Source organism: Asticcacaulis sp. YBE204, assembly GCF_000495855.1.
In the GTDB taxonomy this organism is placed as follows: domain Bacteria; phylum Pseudomonadota; class Alphaproteobacteria; order Caulobacterales; family Caulobacteraceae; genus Asticcacaulis.
In genome coordinates this window covers 231,956-245,891 of the sequence record NZ_AWGF01000004.1, presented here as the reverse complement: position 1 = coordinate 245,891, position 13,936 = coordinate 231,956, and the positions used below count along the sequence as shown (strand labels likewise).

General features: G+C 59.7%; 14 protein-coding genes. 11 read left to right on the top strand and 3 right to left on the bottom strand.

Going from position 1 to position 13,936, the window contains the following annotated elements; genetic code table 11:
• Nucleotides 1-187: 187 nt before the first annotated feature.
• The 7 genes from greA to AEYBE204_RS28195 all read left to right on the top strand — a co-directional run bounded on the left by greA (nucleotide 188) and on the right by AEYBE204_RS28195 (nucleotide 4,899).
• Nucleotides 188-661, top strand: a complete 474-nt coding sequence (gene greA, locus AEYBE204_RS28225) for a transcription elongation factor GreA (protein WP_023461823.1) — start codon at nucleotides 188-190, stop codon at nucleotides 659-661.
• Between the two features lie 97 nt (nucleotides 662-758).
• Entirely contained in the window at nucleotides 759-1,805 is a 1,047-nt protein-coding gene (locus tag AEYBE204_RS28220; protein ID WP_023461822.1) for a mitochondrial fission ELM1 family protein, read from the top strand.
• Between the two features lie 73 nt (nucleotides 1,806-1,878).
• Nucleotides 1,879-2,865 (top strand): thioredoxin-disulfide reductase, encoded by a 987-nt coding sequence (gene trxB / locus AEYBE204_RS28215; RefSeq protein WP_023461821.1) that lies wholly within the window; start codon nucleotides 1,879-1,881, stop codon nucleotides 2,863-2,865.
• 175 nt (nucleotides 2,866-3,040) lie between these two features.
• A complete protein-coding gene (locus AEYBE204_RS28210; protein ID WP_023461820.1) occupies nucleotides 3,041-3,601 on the top strand; it encodes a 6-carboxytetrahydropterin synthase in 561 nt (186 codons plus the stop codon).
• Nucleotides 3,592-3,945, top strand: a complete 354-nt coding sequence (locus tag AEYBE204_RS28205) for a dihydroneopterin aldolase (RefSeq protein ID WP_023461819.1) — start codon at nucleotides 3,592-3,594, stop codon at nucleotides 3,943-3,945. The genes AEYBE204_RS28210 and AEYBE204_RS28205 overlap by 10 nt, the downstream gene beginning before the upstream one ends.
• The gene (locus AEYBE204_RS28200) at nucleotides 3,942-4,496 is read left to right on the top strand and encodes a DinB family protein (RefSeq protein ID WP_023461818.1); all 555 of its coding nucleotides are present in this window, start codon (nucleotides 3,942-3,944) and stop codon (nucleotides 4,494-4,496) included. The genes AEYBE204_RS28205 and AEYBE204_RS28200 overlap by 4 nt, the downstream gene beginning before the upstream one ends.
• 10 nt (nucleotides 4,497-4,506) lie before the next feature.
• Nucleotides 4,507-4,899 carry a hypothetical protein gene (locus tag AEYBE204_RS28195; RefSeq protein ID WP_023461817.1) on the top strand — a complete coding sequence of 131 codons (393 nt, stop codon included), beginning with the start codon at nucleotides 4,507-4,509 and terminating at the stop codon, nucleotides 4,897-4,899.
• A 174-nt stretch (nucleotides 4,900-5,073) separates the two neighbouring features.
• Here AEYBE204_RS28195 and AEYBE204_RS28190 read toward each other — a convergent pair whose 3' ends face one another.
• The 3 genes from AEYBE204_RS28190 to uvrB form a co-directional block, all read right to left on the bottom strand.
• Nucleotides 5,074-5,691 carry a DUF3617 family protein gene (locus AEYBE204_RS28190; protein ID WP_023461816.1) on the bottom strand — a complete coding sequence of 206 codons (618 nt, stop codon included), beginning with the start codon at nucleotides 5,689-5,691 and terminating at the stop codon, nucleotides 5,074-5,076.
• Nucleotides 5,692-5,799: 108 nt separating this feature from the next.
• Nucleotides 5,800-6,201 carry a hypothetical protein gene (locus tag AEYBE204_RS40835; protein WP_031230262.1) on the bottom strand — a complete coding sequence of 134 codons (402 nt, stop codon included), beginning with the start codon at nucleotides 6,199-6,201 and terminating at the stop codon, nucleotides 5,800-5,802.
• Between the two features lie 291 nt (nucleotides 6,202-6,492).
• Nucleotides 6,493-8,670 carry an excinuclease ABC subunit UvrB gene (uvrB, locus tag AEYBE204_RS28180; RefSeq protein WP_031230260.1) on the bottom strand — a complete coding sequence of 726 codons (2,178 nt, stop codon included), beginning with the start codon at nucleotides 8,668-8,670 and terminating at the stop codon, nucleotides 6,493-6,495.
• Between the two features lie 578 nt (nucleotides 8,671-9,248).
• On the opposite strand from uvrB, the gene AEYBE204_RS40270 reads away from it, so the two are divergent.
• The 4 genes from AEYBE204_RS40270 (at nucleotide 9,249) to AEYBE204_RS28160 (ending at nucleotide 13,694) form a co-directional block, all read left to right on the top strand.
• On the top strand, nucleotides 9,249-10,352 hold the full coding sequence (locus AEYBE204_RS40270) for a cell wall hydrolase (RefSeq protein ID WP_155908309.1): 1,104 nt from the start codon (nucleotides 9,249-9,251) through the stop codon (nucleotides 10,350-10,352).
• Nucleotides 10,353-10,705: 353 nt separating this feature from the next.
• Nucleotides 10,706-12,427, top strand: coding sequence for a methyl-accepting chemotaxis protein (locus AEYBE204_RS28170; RefSeq protein ID WP_023461811.1), 1,722 nt, complete (start codon nucleotides 10,706-10,708; stop codon nucleotides 12,425-12,427).
• A 340-nt stretch (nucleotides 12,428-12,767) separates the two neighbouring features.
• Nucleotides 12,768-13,136 (top strand): hypothetical protein, encoded by a 369-nt coding sequence (locus tag AEYBE204_RS28165; RefSeq protein WP_023461810.1) that lies wholly within the window; start codon nucleotides 12,768-12,770, stop codon nucleotides 13,134-13,136.
• Between the two features lie 192 nt (nucleotides 13,137-13,328).
• Nucleotides 13,329-13,694, top strand: a complete 366-nt coding sequence (locus tag AEYBE204_RS28160) for a hypothetical protein (RefSeq protein ID WP_052019371.1) — start codon at nucleotides 13,329-13,331, stop codon at nucleotides 13,692-13,694.
• Nucleotides 13,695-13,936: the final 242 nt, after the last annotated feature.

Sequence of the window (13,936 nt, the reverse complement as noted above, 5' to 3'; positions counted from 1 at the left end):
TTTAATCCGTGCACGAAACGGGATATAAGACGCCCCCCGAACGTTACGGAAGGTTGCATGATTACATGCGAAGCCATCTTGCGTCGGGGAAAAACCGTATCTATCTTTCATCAACCGGTCGCAGGCACCCTCGACCGCCGTTGATTTTTTTGTCTTCACTCAGGGCGCACGTAAGAAATAATCGCACATGGAAAAAGTGCCGATGACCGGCGCGGGCTATCAGGCCCTCGACGATGAACTGAAGCGTTTGAAGCAGATCGAGCGTCCCTCCGTGATCGCCGCGATCGCCGAAGCGCGCTCGCACGGCGACCTGTCGGAAAACGCCGAATACCACGCCGCCAAGGAGCGTCAGGGCTGGATCGAAGGCCAGATCGCCGAGATCGAGGATAAGATCAGCCGCGCCCAGGTGATCGACGTATCGAAACTGTCGGGTCAGAACATCAAGTTCGGCGCGACCGTCACCGTGGTCGATGAAGACACCGAGGAAGAAGGCCGCTATCAGGTCGTCGGCGAACATGAAGCCGACGTCAAGTCGGGCCGCATCTCGCTAACCTCGCCGCTATCGCGCGCCATGATCGGCAAGGAAGTCGGCGACGTGGTCGAAGTGACCACACCGGCGGGCGTCAAGGCCTACGAAATCCTCAAGGTCGAATGGATCTGACCCTTCATACCTCCCCGGCTTGCTGGGGAGGGGGACCGTCGCGCGCAGCGCGATGGTGGTGGGGGCGCTTAATTGCCCCATCCAAAGGTGCCATTGTGTGTTAACGCCTCCTGCAACCACCGACGACTCTCTGAAAATCCCCCGGCACGACCAACTGGTTGTCTGGGCGGTGTCGGACGGGCGCGCCGGTATCCATAATCAGGTGCTGGGTCTCGCCGAAGCCATTGCCGACCTGACCCCGGCCCACGTTGTGGTGCGTCATATTCGCTACCGCCGCATGTTCGACCGCTGGCCGACGGCGCTGAGGCTGCTTCCGCACCTTATGCTGAAACGCGACTCAGACCCGGTGGGCCGTCCGTGGCCCGATATCTGGATCGCCGCCGGTCGCGCCACCCTGCCCCACTCCAAGCGCGTCAAAAAACTCAGCGGTGGTCATACCCTGGTCGTTCAGTTACAAGACCCGCGCGAACCCTCTAAACGCTTCGACATGGTCGTCGCCCCCCTGCACGATCAGGTAAAGGGCGACAACGTCCTGTCGATTCAGGGCTCGACCCACCGCGTCACGCCGGAACGCCTCAAGCGCGAGTCCACGCCGTGGGCGGAGCGCCTGTCCGCCTTTGACGGTCCGTTCCTGACCGTCCTGATCGGCGGCAAGTCGAAGAGCCACACGATCAGCGCCGAACGCGCCGAGGCCTTGGTTCAACAAATCCGCGTCGCCGTCAAAAGCAAGAAAGCCACCCTGCTCCTCAGCGTCTCGCGCCGCACGCCCGACGATGCGCGTAGGGTGCTGATGGACGGGCTGAAAGACCTGCCCGGCATCCTCTATGACGGCAAGGGCGAGAACCCCTATTTCGCCTTTCTCAACGCCGCCGATTTCCTCATGGTGACAGAAGACTCGGTCAATATGGCTGCGGAGGCCGCCGCCACAGGCAAGCCGGTGAATATCCTGCCCATGGATGCGCGCGGGTCCACCGCCAAGTTCGGTCGCTTCCATCAGGGTTTGCAGGATTATGGCGCCGCGCGACCATGGTCGGGCGAACTGCGGCAATGGAAATATGCGCCGCTCAACGAAACGCGCCGCGCCGCCGAGGCCGTGCTCGCGCTTTATGCCGAAAAACATCCGGACCGCCTCGCAAAAGGGTGACAAGCGACGGCGCGCTCATTATCTAAGGGCAACATCTGTAAGGGCGACTCGCCCCGTTTTTCGAGACTCCACCATGACCACGCCCCGTCCCCTTCGTTGCGCCATCATCGGTTCCGGCCCCGCCGGCTGGACCGCCGCCATCTATGCGGCGCGCGGCCTGCTCAATCCGGTGGTCTTCACCGGACCTCAGACGGGCGGGCAACTGACCATCACCACCGATGTCGAGAACTATCCCGGCTTTTCCGAAGTGATCCAGGGCCCGTGGCTGATGGACCAGATGCGCGAACAGGCCGAGCACATGGGCACCGAGGTCATCAGCGACATCGTGACCAAGGCCGATCTGTCGCGCCGTCCGTTCCTGCTGGAAACCGACTCGGGCCAGCAATATCTGGCCGAAACCGTCATCATTTCGACCGGCGCTCAGGCCAAGTGGCTGGGCCTCGACTCGGAAAAGACCTATCAGGGCTTCGGCGTCTCGGCCTGCGCGACCTGCGACGGGTTCTTCTACCGTAACAAGGTCGTGGCCGTTGTCGGCGGCGGCAATACGGCGGTCGAAGAGGCCCTGTTCCTGACCAAATTCGCCGCCAAGGTCTACCTTATCCACCGCCGCGACGGCGTGCGTTCGGAAAAAATCCTTGCCGAACGGATGCTGGCCGAACCGAAGATCGAGCCGATCTGGGATACGGCCATCGACGAAGTGCTGGGCGAAACCAACGAATACGGTGGGCTGGGTGTCACCGGCGTGCGCCTGAAAAACGTCAATACGGGTGCGACCCGCGAACTGCCGCTCGACGGCGTGTTCATCGCCATCGGCCACGCGCCGTCGTCGCAACTATTTCAGGGCCAGCTTGAGACGAATTCGGGCGGCTATCTCAAGGTCGAACCCGGCACACCGAAAACCGCCATTCGCGGCGTCTTTGCCGCGGGCGATGTGACCGACGACGTCTATCGTCAGGCCGTGACCGCGGCCGGCATGGGCTGCATGGCGGCGCTCGAAGCCGTCCGCCTGCTGGCCGAAGAAGACCACCATAAGCAGGACGAGAAAATCGGCGTTTGGTAGATTTTAACCACTGAAAACACAGAAAGCACGGATGTCGAAGCGTGAAACTCTTTCCGTGCTTTCTGTGTCTTCCGTGGTTAATCTTACTTCATTTCAGCCTGCACCAAAGTGCGTGATTTGACTCCCGCGCCCTTTTAGGCTTTTAGCTGCGCCCTGATCCCTTAAGGCTTCCACAGTGCAAATCCAGTTCACCCGTCGTTTTTCTATGGCCCATCGCCTGCGCGCCGACCGTTCGTCGAAGTGCGCGACCCCGCATGGCCATAACGAATTCGTCAGGGTAACGCTGAAAGCCAAGTCCCCCGATACCGTGAAGTGGGGGCAATCCAACTATGCCCAAAGCTTCGACCTGCTGAAACGCGACTGGCACCGCTTCGTCGATGACGCGCTCGATCATGCGTTTCAGCTCGGCCACGACGACCCGATGATCGGCTTTTTCCGCGCGCACGAGCCGGACCTCCTGCCGCGTCTGTTGATCATTTCCGGCGACCCGACGACCGAAGCCGTGGCGCTGGCGCTCTATTACAAGCTCAACGCCATCCTCACCGCGCACGTGCCGGATTTCGAGTGCGTGCGCTTCGAAATCGAGGAAACCCCGACCAACAGCGTCATCCTCACCCCGGACGATCTGATCGGAGCGCCACGTCTGGCCGAGTGGTGCCATCGGCCCGATATGAGCCTCAACGACCTCCTGACGCCGGAGCAATGGGCGCGACCGAAGGGCGACACATGTACCTGAAATCCCGCCACGTCTTTGTCGAGGGCCTGAAGGTCGAGGCCGCCATCGGCATTTATGACTATGAGCATGGCCGCACCCAGCCTCTGATCATCGACGCCGACATTACCGTCGGCCTGCACGAGATCAAGGGCCTGAAAGACACGCTGAACTACGAGATGGTGGGTAATCTGGCGCGCGAGATTATCGCCGTCGGCCATATCAAGCTGGTCGAAACCCTCGCCGAAGACCTCGCCCGCGCCGTGCTGGACCTGCCGCAGGCCCTCGAAGTCCGCATTCGGATTTCCAAACCCGAAGCGTTGAAAGACGCCGACCGTTCCGGCTGCGTCGTGGTCTTCGCGAAATGACGGAACCCCTCGGTTATAAGGCGCATCTGGCCCTGATGGCGCGCTATAATCAGTGGATGAACGGCAAGATGCTGACCCTGATGGCCGATCATCCGGAGCGCGATTTCACCGAAGATCGCGGCAGCTTTTTCGGTTCGGTGTGGAACACGCTCAACCACCTGATCGTCGCCGACATCATCTGGATGACGCGGATGACCAAACACGCCAGCGGCCATCTGCTGCTGCCGGTGCTTGACCTGCCGAAACCCGCGGGCCTGACCGACGTGCTCTATGACGATTTTCAGTCCTACGCCGCCCCGCGCAGAGCTTTGGATGAACTGATCATCGCCTATATCGACTCCTTAAGTGAAGAGGACATCGCCTCGGCCTTTACCTATAGCCGCGCCAATGGCGAAACCCACACCAAGGCGCTCGGTCTGACGCTGAGCCATGTTTTCAATCATCAGACTCACCACCGTGGCCAGATCACCACGCTTTTCACGCAGATGGGCCTTGATATAGGCGTGACGGACGTGCACCTTCTGGTGCCAGAACTTACCCCCGAACCTTGATCAGGAAACGATGACCGCCAACACCCCCGCCCCGGCCCGCGAAAAAATCAGTGACAAGCGTATCGTGCCGGTCATCAACTATCTGCTACTGTTCTGCATGATGATCGGCGGCGTCACGGGCGTGCTGGCCATAACCCTGATCTACCTGTTTCAGGACGATGCGCCCGACTGGCTGAAGTCGCATTACGCATTTCAGAAGCGCACGTTCTGGATCGGCATCGCCGTCTTCATACCGATCGCGCTTCTGCTCCCAACGCCGGTCATGCATAGCATGGTCCTGGGCAGCGTTGTCCTGATCGTGGCGTTTCTACTGTTCCTGTGGATCGTCGGTCGCTGCACGGTGGGCTTTAACCACATCTTCCACAAGCGTGCGTATCCTCACCCGAAAAGCTGGTTGGTTTAAGCCTTTTAATACTCCCCCGCCACGCGGGGGAGGAGGCATTTGAGCGATAGCGAAAATGAAGGTGGGGGGCCTTACATAGGTCCCGCAAACACCTTAGGCGTATTTCTTAATAAGGCCCCCCACTGTCACTTCGTGACATCTCCGCCACAAGTGGGGGGAGTATTGAAGCACCTACTACTGCCCCGGCTCTTTCCCCGCCATATCGAACAGGTTGAAGGTCACATCCCCCGGCAGGATCACGTCACCCGGCTTTTGTTCGGCCTTGCACGCCCCCAGACGCTTCGACAGGATCGTCATATTGACCACGCGGTTCATGTGCGGCACGGCCGCACCGGTGGTTTGCGAACGCAGGGTCATGGTGTAGTTGCTGGTATAGTCGCCGACGATCTTACCCGAGATTTCCATCATCCCGCCGGTACCCATATTGCACTCGGCCAGAATGCCCCACGAGCCATCTTCAAGGTGACTGACCGTGTTTTTCTGACAACGATCGCCGTTCAGGTCGGTGCCGGTAATCCCCAGTTGCTTTTCCGTCGCCGCATCGATGCAAATCTGCATGGTCTGGGCCTGAGACTCCGAACCCTCTTCGCTCATGGTCATGTCCCACAGGCCAGGTTTGCGCAGCGGCAGGACGTCCATAGGCTTGGGCGGTGCTTCGACCACCGCAGCAGCAGGCGTGGCTTCGGGCTCCGGCGCTTTTTCCTTTTTACCGCAGGCGGTCAGCAGCGACAGGCCCGCGACAACAGGCGCGGCATAGAGAAACCAACGATGATTAAGAGGGTTTCTGGGCATCTGACGTTTCCTCACCGGCTTTGGTCGCCCCTTACGTACACGTGGGCAACGCAAAAATAGTAGAGGAAAACGCCCAACAAGCGAGTCGATAATTGATCGGGACAGACGTCAGAGCGACTTTTTGGTCACGATGCGCAGGGTTTGCAGGGTGCGCGGCAATTCGTCGGCCAGACGGCGGCTCAGTTCACGGGCGCCGACCGGGTAGGCCTCACCGCCTTCGGCGATCTCATTGGCCATCTTGGCCGTGGCGTCGAGAAGCACTTCAAGCTCGGCAATCTGCTCGCGCGCCAGCGATTTTGCCTCTTCCTGAAGACGGCGAACGCGGTGCGTGCGGCTTTCGCGGGCGCTGGTCGTCGCATCGACCAGATTTTGCAACGGCGAATGCGGGTGCAGATTGACCGGCACCACATTGATCGCTTCGTTGACGATGCCTTCGATAGCCGGCGTCGGCATCTCTGTTTGCGCGTCCTTCGACGACGGCGGCACGACATTCAATCTTGTTCTACGCATATAACCACCCCGACCGATATACGCGCCCCGTACGACCAATGATTACCGCAAACGCACGGCGATCCGCTTTGATACAGTCAGGGCTTCCACGCCTGACTTATGCACAGGACAGGCCATAAAGGTGCGGCAATTTGCGCTAAAAATCCAGCGGAATGTAAGGGGCGATGCCTCAAATTGGCACATTTTCGTAACAGGGGCGTGACGAATAGGCCTCAGTCGTCCGACAGCTTAACTTTCCTGTCCCCCGGTAATCATCGCATCTTAAGTTTTGAGATGATCGGCATTTGCATCTCAGGTTTCTGGATCGCCACCGATCATCTCGCGGGCAAACTCCAGATCGAGCAGCTTGAGCCGCTTGACCTCGTCGCGCAGACGGGCCGCCTCCTCGAACTCCAGATTGGAGGCCGCCTCGCGCATCCGCGTCTCCAGATCCTTGAGCGTCGCCTGAAAGTTCGAGCCCAGAAATGGCTTCGAGTCCTTGCCCGCCACACCCAGCGGCACCTGAACGCGATCGGCTTTTTCGTATGGACTGTCGAGGATATCGCTGATGCCGCGTTTGACCGATTCCGGCGTGATGCCGTGCTCAAGATTATAGGCCAATTGCTTTTCCCGGCGCCGCGTGGTCTCCGCCAGCGCCCGCTCCATCGACCCGGTCATCTTGTCGGCATAGAGGATAACGCGGCCATCGACGTTACGCGCCGCCCGACCGATGGTCTGGATCAGCGAGGTTTCAGAGCGCAGGAAGCCTTCCTTATCGGCATCGAGTATGGCCACGAAGCCACATTCGGGGATATCCAGCCCCTCGCGCAGCAGGTTGATCCCGATCAGCACGTCGAACGCCCCCAGCCGCAGGTCGCGAATGATCTCGATCCGCTCCAGGGTCTCGATATCGGAGTGCATGTAGCGTACGCGGATGCCCTGCTCGTGCATATAGTCGGTCAGGTTTTCGGCCATCTTCTTGGTCAGGACGGTAACCAGCGAGCGATAACCGTGCTTGGCCACCTCGCGTACCTCGGCAATGACGTCGTCGACCTGATTGGCGCCGTCCTTCGACACCGGGCGGATTTCGACCGGCGGATCGATCAGGCCGGTCGGGCGGATGACCTGCTCGGTAAACACGCCCGAGGTCTGGGTCATTTCCCACGGTCCGGGCGTCGCCGACACCGAGACGGTCTGGGGCCGCATGGCGTCCCATTCCTCGAACTTGAGCGGGCGATTGTCCATGCACGACGGCAGACGGAATCCATATTCGGCCAGCACCGATTTGCGCGCAAAGTCGCCGCGGTACATGCCGCCGATCTGCGGCACGGTGACGTGGCTTTCGTCGGCGAACAGAAGCGCGTTTTCCGGCAGGTATTCGAAGAAGGTCGGCGGCGGATCGCCGGCATTGCGCCCCGTCAGGTAACGCGAATAGTTTTCGATCCCGGCGCAGGCCCCGGTCGCTTCCATCATCTCGAGGTCGAAGGTCGTACGCTGCTCAAGGCGCTGCGCCTCCAAAAGTTTGCCCTCGGCGTGCAGTTGCTGAAGGCGCAGCTTGAGTTCGGCCTTGATGCGGTCGATAGCCTGACGCAGCGTCGGGCGCGGCGTCACATAGTGGCTGGCGGCATAGACCTTGAGGTCTTTCAAATCCGCCGTCTTCTTGCCGGTCAGCGGATCGAACTCGGTCAGGGCCTCGATCTCGTCACCGAAAAGCGAGACGCGCCACGCCCGGTCTTCATAGTGGGCGGGGAAGATTTCGATGACGTCGCCCCGGCGGCGGAAGGTCCCGCGCTCAAAGGCTGCGTCGTTGCGCTTATATTGCAGGGCCACGAGGTCGGCGCGCAACTGCGCTTCGTCGATGGTCTGCCCCACCTTAAGCTCGAAAGTCATGGCCGTATAGGTTTCGACCGAACCGATACCGTAGATGCAAGACACCGAGGCGACGATGATCACGTCGTCGCGCTCCAGAATGGCGCGCGTGGCCGAATGGCGCATCCGGTCGATCTGTTCGTTGATCGACGAGTCCTTCTCTATATAGGTGTCGGTGCGCGGCACATAGGCTTCGGGCTGGTAGTAGTCGTAGTAGGAAACGAAATACTCGACCGCGTTTTCCGGAAAGAAGGCCTTGAACTCACTATAGAGCTGCGCCGCCAGCGTCTTGTTATGCGCCAGGATCAGCGCCGGACGCTGGGTCGCCTCGATGATCTTGGCCATGGTGAAGGTCTTGCCGGAGCCGGTAACCCCCAGCAGCACCTGATCGTGCTCGCGCGCTTCGATCCCCGCCACCAGTTCGGCGATCGCCGCCGGTTGATCGCCCGCCGGTTCATAGGCCGAATGCAGGACGAACTTGCGTCCACCCTCGGATTTTTCCGGCCGTTCGGGCCGGTGCGGGCTCCACAAGGCGGGCGGAAAATCCTGCGCCCCGCCAGATTCGGCGGCACGGGTCACGGAATCACCGCGAATGAGGCGGGCAAGATGGGAACATGTCATGAACATAAGATAGCGCGCCATAAAAAAAAGAAAAGGGGCGGCATCGGCCTTTTATGCCCTCCCCTTCATAAAAACCCCATAAACGCCCGAATCCGTCAGCAAGATTTCAGCACACTCCCCCATCAGGCGATTCACATGCGAATCCAGTGCCTTGCCGATGCCGATTTCGCATACCGACGTTCGATACATCAGCGATCCCGAATCTGCACTTGGCCTTCCCTTCAATAAGCTTGACTAAATTGTAATTCAAAATATACGCCAGACGTCTCGTTTGAATAGCCCAAGATAAAACTGTTCAATCATCACACATTTTACTTGGCAAAAATGATAAATATAACCGCAATTATCTTTATGCAGAATTGATGCGACGTTAAGTAAACCCCCGATAAACCCCTCCATAAACTAACCGAACTTTTACCTTAACCGTCATTTAACACATTTTCGCCATATTTGTCGCTATAAGACGGGCCGTCGCACAGGGTGTTCCGCACCCGTTGCACTCTGTCGGGGAGCCGAGCGCTCTCGTCACTGAGGACAAGACTCCCTTGGGTCTTTCATTGAATCTTTCGCGCCGCCAGATGCGCCTTCTGACCGCCGCCGGCGGTTCGGGCCTGATGCTGGGCGCCGCCGTCGGGGCCGTCTGGCTCGGCGGCAGCCTGACGCGCGATGCGCAACTGCGCGAACAGGCGCAAAGCCTGCTGAGCGTCAACGACCATTCCTACGGCGCCGACCATTTCCGCAGCCTGAACGGTGCGCAACGTATCGCCGCCACGCAGGACGACCTCGACCGCCGCGCCATCGCGCTGGTCATGCGCCACGAATCCTACACCTCGCCCGTTGCGACCATGCGCATCCGTCAGGACGCCCAGCGCTCCAGCCTGTTTGCCTCGCTGATGAAGCCCGTTGAAGCGCGCAAGGCCAAATCGGCCGAAGCGCCTGTGGCCCGCGCCGGTATCGACCTCGGTTTGATGCGCCATAATCCGTTCGCCAAGGCCAATCCGGTCACGCCGTTCGAGATGAAAAACCGCTCGGCCTCGGACCTCGATTGCCTGACCCAGGCCGTCTATTACGAAGCGCGCGGTGAAACCGACGCCGGTCAACGCGCCGTGGCGCAGGTCATTCTCAACCGCGTCCGTCATCCGGGCTACCCCAAGACGATCTGCAACGTCGTCTATCAGGGTGCCGTCAAGCGTACCGGATGCCAGTTCAGCTTCACCTGCAACGGCATCATGGCCAACCGCGTCGAAGGCTGGGCCTGGAAGCGCGCCCGTGGCGTCGCCGAAGACGCGCTGGACGGCTATGTCATGAAATCGGTCGGCGGCTCGACCCACTTCCACGTCCTCAGCGTCTCGCCCGACTGGGCACCGCGTATGGACCGTACCGCCACCATCGGCAGCCACGTCTTCTATCAGTTCCGCGGTCGCGGTTCGACGGCCCTGAGCGCCGACAATGTCCGCCCGTCGGACGCTCCGGTCGAGCGCGACGCGCCCGTCGAAAAGGTTCAGGCCTCGGATACACCGGCCACCACCGACACCGCTACCAAGGACACGATCAAGGACGCGGCCAAAGACATCACCGCGACCAAGGTCGTGGCGCTGGAAACGACGATCAAGGGCGACGAGGCCCACCAGATCGCTCAGGCCCTGCGCACCAAGCCGACGGTCGCCCCGATCAAGAACTAGGGCTTTATATTAAAGCCATATACACAACCCCCGGACCTGCGCCGGGGGTTTTCTGTACGTAACGATGCTTGGAGCGATATGCCCAAAAGTGTCAGCGGTTTTCAGCGAATAATATCGCGACCGCACCAAACGCCTGAAATTTTTCCCATTTCGTCAAAAATCGGGCGCGTTTGTTAGGAATTCAACAACTATGTTCTGACACCTTGAGGCTCAATCGGGGTCTCCGAGTGAACGATGATTCGCGCTTTGTCTGCAAAATCATGCGCTTGCGGCCCTGTTAACCTTAATGCACGTTCCGGCTGGAAATGGCTTTCCCAAGGGCGTGACGACGTAACTCAGTGTCAGGGGCCAAGATGACAAAGTCCAAATCCGCCAACGGCGGCAAGATCAGTATCGCAAACTGGTCGTTTACCTTGAAATTCATGACGCCGGCGGCGGTCGCCACGGCGCTGATCGTGGCGTTGGCCGGTGGCGCCGTCGTGACCATGAACACGCAGGGCAAGGCCATCGACACCATCAACAATGTCAGCCTGCGCAACGTGCAGGAAATGGGCGACATCAAGTCGGCGATCAAGGAAGCCAACGGCCAGTTCTTCGGCGCCCTGACGGCGCAGGCCTCCGGCACCGCCACCAATGGCGAACAGCGCGTGTCGCTGGTGACGCAGGACCTCGCCAAGATCGAGACCCAGATCAAGGACATGGCGGGCAAGACCACCGACGCCGAGAAGAAGAAAGACCTCGAAGCGCTCGGCAAGGAAGTGAAGACCTATAAGGAAGCCGTCGAATTCGCCGGTTCGGTCATGACCGTCGATTTCCCGTCGGTCGCCCCCCTGATGTCGCAGTTCGACGAAGGCTACGCCAAGATGTCGAAGATCTCCGACAAGATCATCGACGGTCAGGTCGCCGCCGCCAAGGCCGACGCCGAAGCCGCCAAGGCCGCTCAGACCGCCGGTGTGTCGATGCTGACGATCTTCGCCGTGATCATGGCCGCCCTCTCCTGCGGTATCGCCTACTTCTTCTCGCGCACCACGGTGACCGGTATCAACCGTATCGCCAAGACGACCGAGGAACTGGCCAACGGCAACCTGCATGTCGATATTCAGGCCCTGACGCGCGGTGACGAACTGAAGTCCGTCGTCGACAGCCTCAACGTCTTCAAGGCCAATGCCGAAGAAAAGCAGCGCCTCGCCGAAATCGAAGCCGCCACCATGAAGACCCGCGAAGAGCGCACCCGTCAGATGGGCGAACTGGCCGAACGCTTCCGCCACGAAGCCCAGGACATGCTCGACGCCCTGTCGGCCGCAGCCTCCGACCTCGACGCCAACGGCCGCACGCTTCTGACCATCGCCGGTGAGAACGAACGCCGCTCGCAACAGGCCGTGTCTTCGATCCGCAACTCGGCCGACAACGTTCAGAACGTGGCCTCGGCGACGACCGAACTGTCCGCCTCGATCGGCGTCATCGGCGACCAGGCCGTCCGCTCGGTGGAAATCGCCGCCGAAGCCGTGTCGGAAGCCGACAAGACCAACGAGTCGATGGTCGAACTCAGCCGCGCCGCCGACCAGATCGGCGAAGTCGTCGACCTGATCAACGCGATTGCTCAGCAAACCAACCTGCTGGCGCTCAACGCCACGATCGAATCGGCACGTGCCGGTGAAGCGGGCAAGGGCTTCGCGGTCGTCGCCTCGGAAGTGAAGTCGCTGGCCCAGCAAACCGCCAAGGCGACCGACGAAATCCGCGATCGCATCAAGGACATCCAGTCCGCGGCGCAAAACGGCGTCGCCGCCATCCGCGGCATCGGCGCGACGATCAAGCACATGAACGAGATCGCCTCGTCCATCGCCGACTCGGTCCATCAGCAAGGCGACGCGACCAACGAAATCGCCCGTAACGTCAACGAAGCCTCGGACGGCACCACCACCGCGTCTTCGTCGGTCTCGCAGCTGTCGGCCTCTGCCGCCGACACCGAAAAGGCCTCGACCGAGATGCTCGGCGCCGCGCGTCAGCTGACGCAACGCACCGAAGCCATGAGCGAGAACATCCGTCGCTTCCTGTCGGAACTGACGGCCGCCTAAAGCATCTGCTCAAAGCCTGTACGGCCCTACAGGCAACTCACGACAAAAAAGCCCTCCGGTATCTGCCGGAGGGCTTTTTTCATGGTCTGCCGCCAATCCATTGTCTTGAAGACCAAGCTTAAAAACGGATTAAAAGACAATTATTAGTCTTAACGGACCTTAAATATATTATCTGTGAAAAATTTTTCAAAACACAACCGCACTGCACAATAGATTCACGTGAAATTAAATACTCTTGCTGTAAAACCGTTTCATGTCGTCAGATAATACCGCACGACAACACTGTCAGAGACCTCCCGCCGGGACCGAATGTCCCGATATATTCAGAAAGAGTTATACCTTGTCCAAGTGCCTCCCCCTCCTCGCCGTCGCCGCCTTTGCCGCTTTCGCCGCCCCGGCCTTTGCCGAATGTGACGAAGCCCAGGAAGCCGCCACGGGTAAGGCCATCGCTTCGGCCACCGCCGCCGCTGTCGCCAAGGCCGTGCCGGTCGAAGGCAAGCAGATGGTCAGCATCAACACCTGCGAAGCCGCCGGTGGCGGCGCCTTTGCCGAATTCAAGTACAATTTCCTCGGTGCCGGTGGTCTGTACTGGGTCGAAGGCTCGGCCCGCGTCAAGGGCGGCGCCGTCAGCGAACTGAAGCTGAAGCGCCTGAGCCCGAACCTGGCCGACGCCTCGGCCAAGTCGGGTGTCAAGCTCGCGTCGAACTAAATCTGCTGCGCCTGACCGGGTGGGTTAACGCCCCGCGTCCCATCCGGTCATGCCTGTAGATTCTCGTCTGAAACGTGTGATGATTCACTCGGAATTAAGCAGACATATGTATTCAGGAGTGAGCTGCCGAAAAAGGCGGTGAACATCCTTAACGGGGCCAAAGCCCTGATTTACATTCAGAAAGAGTCTACAGTGTTCAAAAGCGCCCTCATTTCCGCCTTTGTCTTGTCTGCCCTGGCCGTACCGGCTTTCGCCGAATGCAGCGGGTCTGAAGAAGCCGCTACAGGCAAGGCGATTTCCGCCGCCGCCGCTACCGCCGTCTCGAAGGCCGTCGCCATCGAAGGCAAGCAGATGGTCAATCTGAGCATGTGCGAAACCGCACCCGGCGGCATCTATGCCGAATTCAAGTTCAACTTTCTGGGCGCGGACGGCCTGTACTGGGTCGAAGGCAATGCCCGTATGCAGGGCGCCAACCTCAGCGAAATCAAGCTGAAGAAGATGAGCCCGAACCTGGCCGACGCCACCGCCAAGGCCGGCATCAAGCTGGCGGCGAAATAAGCTGTCTCAGTTGCCGGAGGGCCTGACCGCAGGCCTTCCGGCACAATCCTTTTTGTTTTTCGATATTTTTTTAAAATAATTTTCCACGGCGTTTTGGCCGTTAAGACTTGGGTCCTTACGTAATAACGTTTTCCGAAATCGGGAATTAAGGACGGTAAATAAAGCGTAAGCCTTGATTTAACTCAGAATTATTCATTCCTGTTTAGAGTGAAGCCATCCTGAAGAAATCAAGGAGCTACAGA